The sequence below is a fragment of the Archangium minus genome (assembly GCF_044360475.1).
In the GTDB taxonomy this organism is placed as follows: Bacteria; Myxococcota; Myxococcia; order Myxococcales; family Myxococcaceae; genus Archangium; species Archangium minus.
The window spans coordinates 8,343,716-8,357,711 of record NZ_CP043494.1; the positions used below are offsets into that span (position 1 = coordinate 8,343,716).

Annotated in this window: 10 protein-coding genes; 7 read left to right on the plus strand and 3 right to left on the minus strand. The window is 67.3% G+C overall.

All coding sequences use genetic code 11. The features are described 5' to 3' along the window. The first annotated feature begins 9 nt into the window (after positions 1-9). Positions 10-738: a glutathione S-transferase family protein gene (locus F0U60_RS33885; RefSeq protein ID WP_395806194.1), complete on the plus strand. Its 729-nt coding sequence runs from the start codon at positions 10-12 to the stop codon at positions 736-738. A 91-nt stretch (positions 739-829) separates the two neighbouring features. On the opposite strand, the gene F0U60_RS33890 is transcribed toward F0U60_RS33885, so the two are convergent. Continuing rightward, a complete protein-coding gene (locus F0U60_RS33890) occupies positions 830-2,455 on the minus strand; it encodes a right-handed parallel beta-helix repeat-containing protein (RefSeq protein WP_395806195.1) in 1,626 nt (541 codons plus the stop codon). A gap of 19 nt (positions 2,456-2,474) precedes the next feature. On the opposite strand from F0U60_RS33890, the gene F0U60_RS33895 reads away from it, so the two are divergent. The 6 genes from F0U60_RS33895 (at position 2,475) to F0U60_RS33920 (ending at position 9,984) form a co-directional block, all read left to right on the plus strand. After that, on the plus strand, positions 2,475-4,337 hold the full coding sequence (locus tag F0U60_RS33895; RefSeq protein ID WP_395806196.1) for a SpoIID/LytB domain-containing protein: 1,863 nt from the start codon (positions 2,475-2,477) through the stop codon (positions 4,335-4,337). Positions 4,338-4,443: 106 nt separating this feature from the next. Next, positions 4,444-5,682 (plus strand): TonB family protein, encoded by a 1,239-nt coding sequence (locus F0U60_RS33900; RefSeq protein WP_395806197.1) that lies wholly within the window; start codon positions 4,444-4,446, stop codon positions 5,680-5,682. A 57-nt stretch (positions 5,683-5,739) separates the two neighbouring features. Continuing rightward, positions 5,740-6,657, plus strand: coding sequence for a cation diffusion facilitator family transporter (locus tag F0U60_RS33905; RefSeq protein WP_395806198.1), 918 nt, complete (start codon positions 5,740-5,742; stop codon positions 6,655-6,657). Positions 6,658-6,776: 119 nt separating this feature from the next. Then, positions 6,777-6,959 (plus strand): hypothetical protein, encoded by a 183-nt coding sequence (locus tag F0U60_RS33910; protein ID WP_395806199.1) that lies wholly within the window; start codon positions 6,777-6,779, stop codon positions 6,957-6,959. Positions 6,960-7,026: 67 nt separating this feature from the next. Next, positions 7,027-8,775, plus strand: a complete 1,749-nt coding sequence (locus F0U60_RS33915) for a DUF885 domain-containing protein (protein ID WP_395806200.1) — start codon at positions 7,027-7,029, stop codon at positions 8,773-8,775. 99 nt (positions 8,776-8,874) lie between these two features. After that, positions 8,875-9,984, plus strand: a complete 1,110-nt coding sequence (locus tag F0U60_RS33920; RefSeq protein ID WP_395806201.1) for an AI-2E family transporter — start codon at positions 8,875-8,877, stop codon at positions 9,982-9,984. Between the two features lie 73 nt (positions 9,985-10,057). On the opposite strand, the gene F0U60_RS33925 is transcribed toward F0U60_RS33920, so the two are convergent. Both F0U60_RS33925 and F0U60_RS33930 read right to left on the minus strand, forming a co-directional pair. After that, positions 10,058-10,348: a hypothetical protein gene (locus tag F0U60_RS33925; RefSeq protein WP_395806202.1), complete on the minus strand. Its 291-nt coding sequence runs from the start codon at positions 10,346-10,348 to the stop codon at positions 10,058-10,060. 38 nt (positions 10,349-10,386) lie between these two features. After that, the gene (locus F0U60_RS33930; protein ID WP_395806203.1) at positions 10,387-13,770 is read right to left on the minus strand and encodes an FG-GAP-like repeat-containing protein; all 3,384 of its coding nucleotides are present in this window, start codon (positions 13,768-13,770) and stop codon (positions 10,387-10,389) included. Positions 13,771-13,996: the final 226 nt, after the last annotated feature.

The following is a 13,996-nucleotide window of genomic DNA, read 5'->3' on the forward strand; positions in this document are numbered from 1 at the left end:
ACAACAGCCATGATCACCCTCTACCAAACCCCCGTTGCCTGGGGCACGCCCAACCTCAGCCCGTTCTGCTTCAAACTGGAGTCCTACCTGCGCATGGCCGGCATCCCGTACTCGGTGAAGCTGGCCAGTCTGGCCACCGCGCCCAAGGGCAAGGTGCCCTACGTCGAGATCGACGGGAAGCTCATGGGCGACTCCCAGTTCATCATCGACTATCTCAAGAACAAGCACGGGGACTCGCTCGATGCGAAGCTGACGCCGGAGCAGCTGGCGATCGGCCACACCATCCGGCGCATGCTGGAGGAGTGCACCTACTGGTACATCGTGTACATGCGTTGGGTGGACGAGGAGGGCTGGCGGGCCTACACGCCCGTCGTGGAGTCGATGGTCCCGGGCGTAGTGGGTGGCCCTGTGCCGCTGACGGCGCTCCGCCAGAAGATGCTGCAGATCCTCCATGACCAGGGCACGGGCCGCCACACGATGGAGGAAGTCCAGGTACTGGCGAAGGCGGACATCTCCGCGATCGCGACGCTGATGGGCAACAAGTCCTTCCTGCTCGGCGATGAGCCCTCCTCCTTCGACGCGGTGGTCTACTCGTTCCTGGTGAGCATCATCGCCAATCCTGTGGACACGGAGCTCAAACAGTACACGCTGTCCCAGGAGAACCTCGTCCGCTACTGCGCCCGGTTCAAGGCGCGCTTCTTCGCCAACTGGAAGCCGCCCGAGAGCCAGGCTGCCTGAAGTACGGGCCTTCATAGCCCATGAAAAAGGCCCGGTGCGGAGCGAACTCCACACCGGGCCTTTTCCTGTTCAGGGCGTCAGCGAGCCGCGCTCAGCAGCCGGTCTCCACGGCGCCGATGTCCGGAGCCCCACCGCAGAAGGGCAGGCCCACGTCGGAGCCCTGATCCACAGCGGCCGAGGCCGGTCCGAAGGTTGGAGGCGCCGCGCCCGCGTCACCCGTGGTGGAGGTGGAGTCCCCCGAGGCCTGCTGGAAGCCCACCAGGTCCACCACCGCGCCACTGCGCTTGAACTGCGCGCCCGCCGGGAAGAGGTTGTGTCCCATCTTCAGGCCCGGGCGCTGGCTGCCGAGGTCCACCGCCACCGGGGCCTCCGAGATGAGGTTGTTCTCCACCTGGAGGTTGCTCGTCGCGCCGCCGGTGCCATGGCCGATGATGAGCGCGGAACCCGCCACGCGCGTCACGGTGTTGTTCACCAGCACCGCGCCCTCGGAGTTCTCGAAGCGGATGCCCGTGCCCTCGCCCCCGCCGTCCTTGGAGATGTCATGGACGCGGTTGCGCCGCACCACCACCCCAGTGGGGACGGGGCCCTCGTGGTTGCCACCCACCGAGATGCCCTTGCCCGAGTCGTAGACCTCGTTGTCCTCGATGATCACGTTCCGAGCCGAGTAGTGGACCACCACCGCGTCACCCTTCGCCGTGGAGCTCGGCTTGAAGCCGTGCATCTTGTTGTTGCGGATGGTGACGTTGTGGCACGTCTTGATGTCCACCGCGTTCTCGCGGTTGGCGTAGAAGTGGTTGTTCTCCACGAGCAGCCCGTCCGCGGGTGGCAGCGAGCTGAAGCCCTCGGGCCCCAGGCACTGCACCGAGTCACCCGAGTTGTCGTGGATGTCGTTGTTGCGCACGGTGATGTCGTGCGACGTCGGCTGCACCACGACGCCGTGCGAGTCCTGGTTGCCCGAGCTCTTCACGAAGCCGTAGATGTGGTTGTTCTCGATGACCGCGCCCGTGGCGTTGTCATACGTGGTGATGGCCGCACCGAGCGTGCCGTGGTGCAGCTCCGAGTTGGCCAGCGTCGAGCCCTGCACGTTGCCCTGGAAGGTCACCGCGTAGGACGGCTGCTTCTGCACATCCACCTCGAAGCCATCCACAATCCAGTGCGGCTTGCGCACCTGGATGAGCGCCCCCGAGCCAGAGCTCGGAATGATGCGCGGCTTGCCCTCGCCCTGAATCGTGATGGGCGCGCCCTCAGCGCCGGCCTTGGCGTTGTCGCCAATGACGATGCGCTCGGCGTAGGTGCCCGCGAGGACGCGAACAACCTCGCCCGGACCCGCCATGGAGATGCCCTTGGCGATGGAGCGGAACGGCTGGGCCGCGCTCCCGTCTCCGGTGTCGCTCCCGGACGCGCTCACGACCCACTCTCGGGTGAAGGGCTTTGGAGCGGGCGCGGACTCGGGCGTGTTCAGCCCTGGCTGAGGAGAGGGCTCGGCGATGGGCGAGTGCCCCTCGTGCGAGGGCAGGTCGGCCACGGGCGTATTCGCCACAGGCTGCGCCCCAATGGGGGCCGGCTCGCCCGGCTTCGAGGCAGAGGCGGGGGGATTGAGACGCGGAGCATTGTCCGCCCCACCCGGCTGTCCATCGGAGCCAACTCCCCCACCACAGGCCCACAGGCCGAGGCCCAGCGAGCAGGCGGCCAGGAAAGCCCCTGGAGTCTTCCTCATCTTGCCTCTTTGTTTTCTCATGAGCAGGGGGAACCCCTGTCACCGTCCCCTGTATTCGCCCCCTCCGTGCTCTGCTTGCCTGGACTCCAACCAGGAGGTGGCGGGCGAGGCCGTCCACGGGTACGGTCGGGGGGCTTTGCTCAAGGCCGTTCTTCCACTCCTCGCGTTCCTCCTCGTCACCTGCGCTGCCCCGCATCGGTCCGCGTCCACCTCGAGCACGGAACCCGTCCGCTCTGATTCCACCGCGAGCGCCCCCCCTGCGAGTCCGGCTCCGACTGAGGCCCGTCCGGCACCGTCTCCCGAGCTCGCGCTCCGCCCCGAGGAGCTGCCCGCGCCGGGCAACCTCAAGCGCTTGGACTTCCGGGGCGGAGAGCCGCACATCCCCATCGGGTTGATGCAGGGCCGCCGCGAAGCCCGCTTCTCCCCCAAGGGGCGGATGCGGCTGCGCTTCGGCGGGGAGGCGGAGAAGATGCTGGAGGCCCCCGCGGGCTCGGTGTGGACGGTGCGAGTAACGGACGGCACCCCCGCGGAGCTGTCCGCGCGCATCCAACTGGCGGAGCTCCCCTTCGCGGACAAGGCGGGGCTGACGGAGACACAGGCGCAGTGGCAGGCCCGGGGCGTGGCGGTGCGCGTGCACGTGCTGGGGGTGCTCTACGGCATCGCCGGGAAGGTCATCGACAACCGGCGCTACCTGCTGCTGCTAGACGAGGAGCTCTCCCCGAAGCAGGCCACCGGGCGTCAGGCGGAGCTGCTGCGCGACTTCGGCGTGCGCACCACCCTCTTCGAGGAGGTCCGCACGCCCTCACGCGGCATCCTCGAGGTGCGGGACGACGCGGGCAACGTGGTGGGGCTGGCGCAGGACTCCGTGTACGCCGAGACGCTGGATGACGCCGGCTTCGACGTGAGGCAGGTGGAGCACGACGTCGGCTACGACAACCATGGCTTCGAGGACCGGAGCTTCCGCGGCACGCTTCAGCTCTCAGTGGATCGCCACGGAACGCTGGCGGTGGTGAACGTGGTGAAGCTGGAGGATCTGCTCAAGGGGCTGGTGCCCTCGGAGATCTACGCCCGGGCGCACCCGGAGGCGCTCAAGGCCCAGGCGGTGACGGCACGCGGCGAGGTGCTGGCGAAGGTGGGTATCAAACACCTGGCGGACCCCTTCCTCCTGTGCTCCGAACAACACTGCGCGGTGTACCGAGGCCGCACGGGCGAGGCGGCCAGCACCACCGCGGCGGTGGAGGCCACACGGGGAGAGGGGCTCTTCTCGGCGGACGGAAGGCTGGTGGACTCGGTGTACAGCGCGGTGTGCGGGGGCCACACGGAGGACAACGACATCGTCTGGGGCGGCCCCCCGAACCCAAGCCTGCGCGGCAGACCGGACGTCCTGGGCCCCACGGAAGGACTGCCCGGGCCCGACTCCCTGGCCGAGTACCTGCGCGCCGAGCTGCCCACGGCCTGCCGGCTCTCCAGCTTCGCGCAGCCGAGCAAGTACCGCTGGGAGAAGCGCTTCAGCGTGGAGCAGGTGAACGCGCTCACGGCGCACCTGGGGGTCGGCCGGGTGCACGCGCTGAGCCTCGGGGAGCGGGGCGTGTCGGGCCGGGCGCGCACCCTCACCGTCGCGGGCGAGCGAGGCGTCACCCAGGTCCGGGGCGAGCTGAACATCCGTCGCCTCTTCGGGATGCTCAACAGCTCCATGGCCCTGGTGGACGAAGAGCGGGACGCCGAGGACCGCCTCATCGGCTGGCGCTTCCGAGGCGGCGGCTGGGGGCATGGGGTGGGCATGTGCCAGACGGGCGCCATCGGCCGAGCCGAGGCCGGTCACCGCTACCAGGACATCCTCCGTTTCTACTTCAACGGAGCAGAGGTCGCGCCCATCTATTGATGGGTGACTAGACTCCTAGAGGAGTACACTCCGCTCTTCCTCCGGGTTGTCACTCCCGAAACCTCTCGGGAGTACCAGACGAGCTCGGCGGTTATCTTCAGCACGCGTGTCGACGGGTCCATCGGTTCCAGAGCAGACGTACAAGCGCCGACGCAGGCGGGAACGCCCCGCGCGCTACCTCATTGCCCTCGTGCTAGCCCTCTTGGCGCATGGGGTATTCGTGGGCCTTCTGGCCCTGATGGCCCACATTCAGCTCAACCTGCCGCCTGAGCCCAAGCCCGCCAAGCCGGCAAGCGCCGTGGCCCTCCGGCCCCTGACCGCCCAGGAGTGGGCCCAGAACCGGGGACAGCCCAACCTCAACGCCCCTCGGCTCAACCAGCCGCTGAAGAAGCCGGAGAAGAAGCCAGAGAAGAAGCCGGACGGCCAGGTGGTGGACGTGGCTCCGGGCAACAAGCAGGAGTCTCCGGACGCGAAGTACCTCGCCGAGCACAACAACAAGGCGGAGAAGGAGACGCGCGCGAAGGACCAGACGCCCTTCTATAAGAACGCCATGCCGAAGACGACGGCGCGCGAGTCTCGCGAGGGCTCGGGTCAGAGCGAGGAGCAGGCCGCGCAGCTGTCGGGCAACAATGGCCAGGGCGCGGATGAGCGGCCCATGAAGGAAGGCGGCCAGAAGCCCGCCTTCGAGCTGCCCGACGCGAAGCGCAAGCAGGAAATCGCCATGAAGCAGGACCCCAACGCGACGGGTCCGGGCGTGGACGTGAACAACCGCAACGAGAGCGACGAGGTCATCGGCAACTCGAAGCGGCTGCGCATCCAGTCGGGCTCCGGCGAGGGCGACGAGGGCTCCCAGGGCCGCATGGGCTCGCCGGGGATGGCGAAGCTGATGCCCTCGCAAGCGGTGATGGATCAGATCATCGGCGGGGCGCCCAATGATCACCTCAAGGACGTGGAGGAGGGCGACGGCACCTACCTCAACACCCGCGAGTGGAAGTACGCCAGCTTCTTCAACCGGGTGAAGCAGAGCGTCGGCACGAAGTGGAACCCGAACTCGGCGCTGATGCGGCGTGACCCGACGGGCAGCACCTACTCCGGAAGGGACCGCTACACCCTGCTCAATGTCACCCTGGACGAGACCGGGAAGGTCGCGGACATCACCATCGAGAAGAGCTGCGGGCTGGACTTCCTGGACATGGAGGCCGTCGAGTCCTTCAGACGGGCCCAGCCCTTCCCCAACCCGCCGCCGGGCTTGTTGGAGGACGACTCGAAGGTGCGCTTCAGCTTCGGCTTCTTCATGGACATGGGCGGCGGCCCCCGGATGCGCCTCTTCCGTCAACCCAACTAACGCAACCGAGGGCCCTCACGGGAGGGAGGCTCGCGAACGGACCGCGTAGGCATTAGGGTGCGCCGCGTGGACGCCTCCCTGCTCGAGCGCAACCGCAAGGTGCGCAACGTTCTCGCCGCCATCCTCATGGCCAACTGGGCCGTGGCCGTGGCCAAGCTCGTCTTCGGGTTGCTGAGCGACTCGGCCGCGGTGACCGCGGATGGCATGCACTCCTTCATCGACGGCGGCTCCAACGTCCTCGGATTGGTGTCCATGTCGGTGGCCGCCCAGCCCGCGGATGAGGACCACCCCTACGGCCACGGCAAGTTCGAGGCGCTGGCCTCGCTGGGCATTGGGGCGATGATTGGCATCAGCATGCTGGAGTTGGGGCGAATGGCGTTCGACTCGCTGCTGCACGACCGCCACCCCACGGTGACTCCGCTGATGGCCGGGGTAATGGTGGCCACGTTGCTCATCAACCTGGCCGTCACGAGCATCGAGCGCCACCAGGGTGAGAAGCTCAAGAGCCCCCTGCTGATGGCGGACGCGCGGCACACGCTGTCGGACGTGGGCGTCACGCTGGCGGTGCTGCTGTCGATCGGGCTGGTGTGGCTGGGCTACCCGAAGGCGGATGGCATCATCACGCTGGGGGTGATGATCGTGGTGGCGCGGGTGGGCTGGGGCATCGTCAAGCAGGCGGTGGGCATCCTCTCGGACACGGCGCGATTGGATCCGCAGAAGGTGGAGACCATCACCCTCCAGGTGCCGGGCGTGCGCTCGTGCCGAGACGTGCGCAGCCGGGGCATGGAAGGCACGGTGTACGTGGACCTGAAGATCGAGGTGGATCCACAACTCACCACGGCCCGGGCCCACGAGCTGGCCGACGCCGTGGAGACCCGGCTGCAGGCGGAGTTCCCCGAGGTGGTGGACGTGGTGGTGCACGTCGAGCCAGCGCGGCGCCCCGCCTCTCTTCCCGGCATCTCCACCCACCGGTGAGCGCTCGGGCTCCCCTGCCCGCTCGCTCGCTCCACCGGCCCCCCTCTCCCTCTCCGGCAAGTCACAAAGTCCCGCTCCGCACCCTGTCCAGATGAATGCCAGGAATGGAAAGAAGGGACATGCGAATCGAACTCGCCATTTACGTCACGACTTTCGCGCTCGTCAGCGCGAGCATCCTGTTCTCGGGCAGGAGGGAGCTGCGAAGCAACGCGGTCCGGGAGCGCAAGAACGCCGCCGAGCTCGACGCACTGCTCCGCCCCATGCTGCTCTTTAGCGCCACGGCACCCGTCGCGCACTGCTGAGAAGCACAGTTGTAGCGAGGGCGCGGGTGGGCGAGTCTCCAGGCTCTACTGGAGGTGCTGATTGCACGTGTCGCCCACCCGCGCGCTCGTCGCCGCGCTGCTCGTCCTGCTGTCCGCCTGTGCCACCTCGCGCTCCGCCCCACAGGCGGACACCGCCACACTGTCTCCCGCCCAGAAGTCCCTGCGCCGCATCGTCGACACGCACTTCGAGGAGCAGTTCCGCCGCTTCCCCCTGGCCGCCACGTCCCGGGGCCTGCACACCTACGATGACCAGCTCGCCGGCTTCACGGGCGAGGAGCAGCTGGCCTGGGCCGCCTTCCTGAAGAAGGAGCTCGAGGAGTTGCCCCGGCAGGTGGACCGCGCGGACCTGCCCCCGCAGGACCGGGCCGACTACGACATCTTCGAGTCCAACCTGAAGGCCCGCATCCTGGACATCGAGGAGGTGCGAAGCTGGGAGACCAACCCCAACACCTACCTGAACCTCGCCTCCAGCTCCGTCTACCAGCTGATCAACCGGGACTTCGCTCCGCTCGAGCAGCGGATGCGCTCGGCGGTGGCGCGCATGACGCGGCTGCCCGAGGTGTTCGCCGCGGGCAAGGCGACGCTGAAGAACCCGCCCCGTCTGTGGACGGAGATCGCGCTGCAGCAGGCGTCCGGCACGCGTGCGATGTTCTCGGACACCCTGCCCCAGGCCTTCGCGCCGGTGAAGGACGCCGCCCTGAACGAGTCCTTCAAGAAGGAGCAGGCGAAGGTGCTGGCGGCACTGGAGGACTACGTGCGCTTCCTGCGCGAGGACCTGCTGCCGCGCTCGAACGGGAACTTCGCCATCGGCGAGTCCATCTACCGCCGCAAGCTCCAGTACGAGGAGGGCGTCACCGAGGACATCGACAGCCTGCTGTCGTGGGGGCGCACGGAGCTGAAGCGCACGCAGGACGAGTTCCAGGCGGTAGCGCGCCGGATCGACGCCACGAAGGCGCCGATGGATGTGTACCGTGAGCTCGGCAAGGAGCACCCCACGCCGGCGGAGCTGGTGCCCACCACGCGGGCGACGCTGGAGAGCATCCGCCAGTTCCTGGTGGACCACCACATCATCACCATTCCGAGCGAGGTCCGGGCTCAGGTGGCGGAGACGCCGATCTTCAACCGGGCGCTCTCCTTCGCGAGCATGAGCACGCCGGGCCCTTACGAGACGCGCGCCACGGAGGCCTACTACTACGTGACGCCGCCGGACCCGACGTGGAACGCCGAGCAGACCGAGCAGCACATGAGCTTCTACAACCGCCACGCGCTGGAGCTCGTCTCCATCCACGAGGCGTACCCGGGCCACTACGTGCAGTTCCTGTGGACGAACCGGGTGGACTCGAAGGTGCGGCGGCTGATGGGCAGTGGCTCGTTCAGCGAGGGCTGGGGCCTGTACACCGAGCAGATGATGCTAGAGGTCGGCTACGGCGGCTCGGGGGTGGAGGCGGACAAGCTGAAGCTGAACCAACTGGCGCTCTACCTGCAACGGCTGGCGCGCTACATGGTGGGCCTGTCGCTGCACACACGGGGCATGACGTACGAGCAGGCGGTGAGCTTCTTCGAGGAGCAGGCGTACATGACGCGCATCAACGCCGAGCGCGAGGCGCGCAGGGGCACGAGCGATCCCACCTACCTGGTGTACGCGCTGGGTAAGAAGATGCTCCTGGAACTGCGTGAGGAGGCGAAGGCGCGCTGGGGCAAGGACTTCAGCCTGCGGCGCTTCCACGACGCCGTCGTCTCCTACGGCTATCCGCCCGTGCCGGTGGTGCGCCGGCTGATGTTCGGCGAGGAGTAGCCACACACGTGAGCCCTGTCGCCGGGAGACCAGGCGGCCGGGCTCGGGTTGGTTGTCGCTGCGCCGAGCACGAAGCACCGTGGGAGGAGACAACGGCTCGTGCGAGAGGGAGCGTTTTTGGCGGGCATCAACTCGTCCATGGGTCACCCGTCCCAGGTGACGCTCAAGACTGCCTTCACCGTGTGCTTCGCCGTGTTGGCGGTGGTGGCACTGGCGGTGTTGATCATCAAGGCGGAGGTGGCGCTCATCCTCACGGGCATCGCCGCCCTGCTCGCGGTCGCTCTAGATCATCTGGTGGCCATGCTGGAGCGAGCCCGGCTCAAGCGAGGCCTGGCCATCACGCTGGTGCTCTCCGCGCTGTTGATTGCCCTGACGACGATGGCCCTGCTCGTGATTCCGTCCGCCATCGCCCAGGGTCAGGAGCTGACCACTCAGGTTCCGAGCCTCATCGATGAGTTCCGTGCCTCGAGCTTCTTCCAGCGCCTCGAGTCGCGATTCCACATCGTGGAGCAGTTGGAGCGAAAGGGCCGGGACTCGACCGAGCTGGCCACGGGAGCACTACCCCCGCTGCTGTGGGCCGTCACCGGGGTGTTCAGCCTGGTTGGCGCAGGAGTCACAGTCGCCTTCCTGGTGGTGTTCATGCTGGTCTTTGGCCCGGGGCTGGTACAGCGGCTGCTCTCCCAGGCCCTGCCCGAGCGCCGCGCACGGTACGAGCGAGTGCTGGACAAGGTGTACACCGCGACAGGTGGCTACCTGGCCGGGCTCACCTTCATCTGCACCATCAACGCCACCCTCACCACGACCTTCCTGGCCATCATCGGGATGCCCTTCTTCCTCCCCCTGGGGATCGCGAGCGGCTTCTCCAGCATGGTGCCGTACGCGGGGCCCATCGTGGCCGGCGGCCTCATTACGCTGCTGACGCTCGCCACGGCCGGCACGTGGAAGGCGATGGCGGTGCTCATCTACTTCCTCTTGTACGGGCAGCTCGAGGGCAACGTGCTGGCGCCCCTGATCTTCCGGCGCACGGTGCACGTCAACCCGCTGCTCACGCTCTTCGCGGTGGTCTTCTTCGCGGAGCTGGCCGGCATCATCGGCGCGGTCCTCGCGGTTCCGCTGATGGCGACCGGGCAGATCATCGTGCGAGAGCTGCTACTCGTGCGCCAGGAGAAACTCGGAGCCCGCGTGCCTCCGCCCCCGCCACCCCTCTGAGGAGCCCAGACAAGCGAAGGGCCCGGAACCGTCTGGCGGCTCCGGGCCCCTGCCCTACTCCGGTGTCACTGGCTTACTTGCAGATGCGGCTGCCCTCGGTGGTGCCAGCCGGGCACCCCTGGCCAACGCAGTACTTCACGCCGCTGTTCACCACGTCACGGCCGGACTGGTCGTGCGGCACGTAGATGCGGCAGGTGCTCTCGGTGGAAGCACCGGCATCGTTCGTGACCGAGTAGTAGACGGTGTAGACGCGGCCGTCGCCCTTGCCCTCACGCTCGGCGCGGACCTGCACGAACGACTTGCCCACGATGATGGACATGTCCTCGCAGGTGCGGCCATCACCGTTGCCGTTGTCATCCTCCACCTCGTCCGAGGTGACACGGAGGACGTGACCGTAGACATTCAGCGGCAGCGGGTTGCCACACGCGTCGTGCGCGGGCTGGGCGCACTCGGACAGAGAGACAGTGACGTACTTGTGGTTGGGCGGCCACAGCTCCAGTCCCTTGTCCGCACCGGGAACGGGAGGAGCACCCTGGCACGTGTCATCACCACCGCCAGGCTCGTCGCCGCAGTCATCATCGCCACCACCACCGCCGCCGCCACCACCGCCGTGGTCGTCGTCATCATCGCCACCGCAGTCGCCGTCATGATGGCCATGGCCATGATCGTGGTCATGGTCGCAGCCACCGCCGTGGTCGTGGTCGTGACCGCAGCCACCGTGGCCACCGCCATGTCCACCACCGTGGCCACCGCCATGTCCGCCACCGCCATAGACACCGAAGCCGCGGCCGTGGTTGTGGTCATGGTTGCAGCTGCCGCCATGGTTGTGGTCGTGACCGCAACCACCGTGGCCGCCGCCATGTCCGCCACCGTGGCCACCGCCGTGACCGTGATCATGGTCGCAGTCACCGCCATGGTTGTGGTCGTGACCGCAGCCACCGTGGCCGCCGCCATGCCCGCCACCATGGCCACCGCCGTGACCGTGGTCATGGTCGCAGCCACCGCCGTGGTCGTGGTCGTGACCGCAGCCACCGTGGCCGCCGCCATGTCCACCACCACCGCCGCCGCCACCACGCCGCCGCCACCACCGCCGCCGCCACCACCACCATCACCCCGACCATTCTTCACGGTGACGAGGAACTCGCACAGGGACGTGTTGCCGAACGCATCCGCCGCCGAGCAGGTCACGACCGTGTCGCCCGTCGGGAACTCGGAGCCGGAGGCATGCGAGCAGGTGACGGGTGCCGGGCCGCAGTTGTCGGTGGCCGAGACCTCGAAGGTGGCCGTGGAATTCCCCGTGGTGCACACGTTGACCACCACCGGCGCGGTCGGGCAGCTCAGCACGGGAGGCGTGGTATCGCCGCGCACCTCCACGTTGAAGCGGCAGGAGGCCGTGTTGCCAGAGTCGTCCTTGGCGGAGCAGGAGACGGACGTCTCACCCACCGGGAAGATGGAGCCGGAAGAGTGCGAACAGGTGAGGGGTGCCGGACCGCAGTAATCCGAGGACGAGGCCGCGAAGGTCGTCCTGGCACCGGAAGGCGAGCACGTCTCGAGCACCCGCGAGCCCGGGCAGGTCACGGAGGGCTTCGTGTTGTCCACGACGGTGACGTTGCCCACGCACTGGTCACTCGCCGCACCGTCCGAGGCCGTCAGCGTCACGGGGTGCGTCCCCAGACCAAGGGCCGAGGAAGGGTTCTCAGAGAGGGTGAGCGGCGACGGCCCGTTGTCCGGGTCGTAGCTTCCATTGTCCACACTGGAGCGACCCTGGCAGTAGGCGTCGGCATTGACAGTGACGTCGCGGCAGAGGGCCACCGGCGGCTGGTTCGTCGGCGTCACCGTGCACGTGAGGTTGCCCGTCGCAGAGGAGGCGTTGTTGTCCTCACGGCACTCGGTGGTGCCGCCCGAGCCCGAGCCATCATCGTCCACCACGGCGAAGACCTCGGCAGTGCCCGCGGAGGTCGAGGACACGACAGCCGTAGCAATGGAGCTCCCACCCGCGGGCAGTGCGTCCGGAACAGTGGCCACGCCAAGCAGCGTGCCGCCTGAAGCCGGGTTGCCCTTGTAGAAGGCCACCTTCACGCCAGCAGGCACGGGGGCCTGGCCCTGGTTGCGCACACGAGCACCGAGCACAAGCGAGCCATAGCCATCACACGACACGGTCACGTCCGAGGCGACGAGGTCCGCGGCGGCGTATGGGCTGGGGCCCTCGCCGAAGTAGTTGGCCACGTTGGAGCGGAAGTTGTTGAGCTTCGGGTTGAGCCAGTTGGTCGCCGGGTGCGCCGGGATGGTCCCGTCGTTGTTCACGTTCGTGATGGCATACGCGTGCTGGTTCCAGATCTTCCGCGTGCCCGCCCAGCCTTCCTTCTTGTCGTGCCACACACGCACGCCGTTGAAGCCAGCGCCGCCCACGTGGTTGTTCTCCACCGTGATGATCTCCGCGGCGCCATCACCATCCACGTCCGCGACGATGGGGAACTCGTGCGTGGTGCCCGAGCTGTGCGGCGTCTCCCAGCGCACCGCGCCCGTGGTGGCATCGAAGATGCGCAGCCGGAGCTCGTCGGTATAGATGACCTCGAGCTTGCCATCGTCCTCGAAGTCAAAGGTCGTGGAGGTCGTCTTCCCGGAGCTGTACTCCTGGATGGGGAAGGTCCACTTCACGGAGCCGTCGGCGCCATAGACGGTGTAGTTCCAGTCGCCCGCCAGGCCGATCTCCAACTGCCCGTCCCCATCGAAGTCCGCGAGGTTCGGAGCGCCACCATGGCCAGGCCTCGTGGGGAAGGACTGTCCCGGATCGGTGTAGTGGACGTCGTGCGACCACAGCAGCTCGCAGTTGTCGTCCAGCAGGCTCACCTTGCCCGCCTCGGCATTCAGGTCCTGGCCCACGACGACGATCTCACCGAACGGGTCTTCATCGAAGTTGCCCACGGCAGCGAAGCCATGAGGAATCTCCGTGTTGGCGCACTTCAGGCTGCCATCGTGCCGGTAGACAGAGCGGCCGTTGATGACCTCCTGCTTGCCGTCCTGGTCGATGTCCGCCGCGAAGGACACAGGGCCGGTGAACAGGGCACCGCCCATGCCGTCGGAGCCCACCCACTTCAGCTCGCCGGTGTTGCTGTAGACGCGATTGCCGTCGAGGATCTCCACGGCGCCGTCGCCATCCAAATCGGCCAGGGTGGGACCACCCCAGTCGTTGAAGTCATAGGCATCCGGAGCCGAGCGGAACTTGAAGGTGCCGTCGTTCTCGAAGCAGATGATGCCGCGCCCGCTCTCGGGAAGGCCGCAGATCTCCACGGCGCCATCACCGTCGATGTCGCCGGCGGCGATGCTCGCGGCGGGCTTCACCCGGTAGGCCTCGTCCTCCACGGTCCACAGCTCGCGCCCATCATTGCCACTGATGGCGCGGAGTACGCCGTTGGTGTTGCCGTTCTCCCCGTTCTGACCCGCCGAGTTGTAGAAGTCACCGTCGAAGGTGCTGAAGACGATGTCCGGAGTCCCATCCCGGTTCACGTCCACCACCACCGGCTGCATCATCACCTGCTTGTACGTGGGAAGGATGGGGCTGCCCTTCCACTCCCATTGCAGCGCGGGCTCGAAGTTGCCCGTGAAGGGCGGCTTCACCTCACACTGATCCGCGAGGTTTCCCGTGCTTCGTGCATTGGACTGCGTCTTCGCGTCTTTGCTGTTGCAAGCTCCCCCCGTAGCCAGCACCACCAGCGCAACGAAGAGCCGCCCACGCCCATGGCCGCGTCGATCCGCGAGCCCCTGGGTGCTGCGTTTGATTGTCATCTCAACTCTCGCCTCCGCTATCGGGCATGACCCGGTTCACTGCTGTCACCTTTTGAGACATTGGCAGTGTACTGAGCGGTGGATCCGGCAAAAGTGGTGAATGTCAGTAGACATGCACATGACGCATCACGGCGATTCGTGTCCATGGACTTCTTCGTCCCAGATGTAGCGATTGCGCCGTGATGGCTCCTTATGTGAGAGGAGACTCCAGATAGAGCGACGTGTG

Bases quoted from the DNA above. Each gene is read 5' to 3' on its own strand.
- F0U60_RS33885 (WP_395806194.1), top strand. From the start codon at position 10: ATGATCACCCTCTACCAAACCCCCGTTGCCTGGGGCACGCCCAACCTC.
- F0U60_RS33890 (WP_395806195.1), bottom strand. From the start codon at position 2,455: ATGAGGAAGACTCCAGGGGCTTTCCTGGCCGCCTGCTCGCTGGGCCTC.
- F0U60_RS33895 (WP_395806196.1), top strand. From the start codon at position 2,475: ATGAGCAGGGGGAACCCCTGTCACCGTCCCCTGTATTCGCCCCCTCCG.
- F0U60_RS33910 (WP_395806199.1), top strand. From the start codon at position 6,777: ATGCGAATCGAACTCGCCATTTACGTCACGACTTTCGCGCTCGTCAGC.
- F0U60_RS33930 (WP_395806203.1), bottom strand. From the start codon at position 13,770: ATGACAATCAAACGCAGCACCCAGGGGCTCGCGGATCGACGCGGCCAT.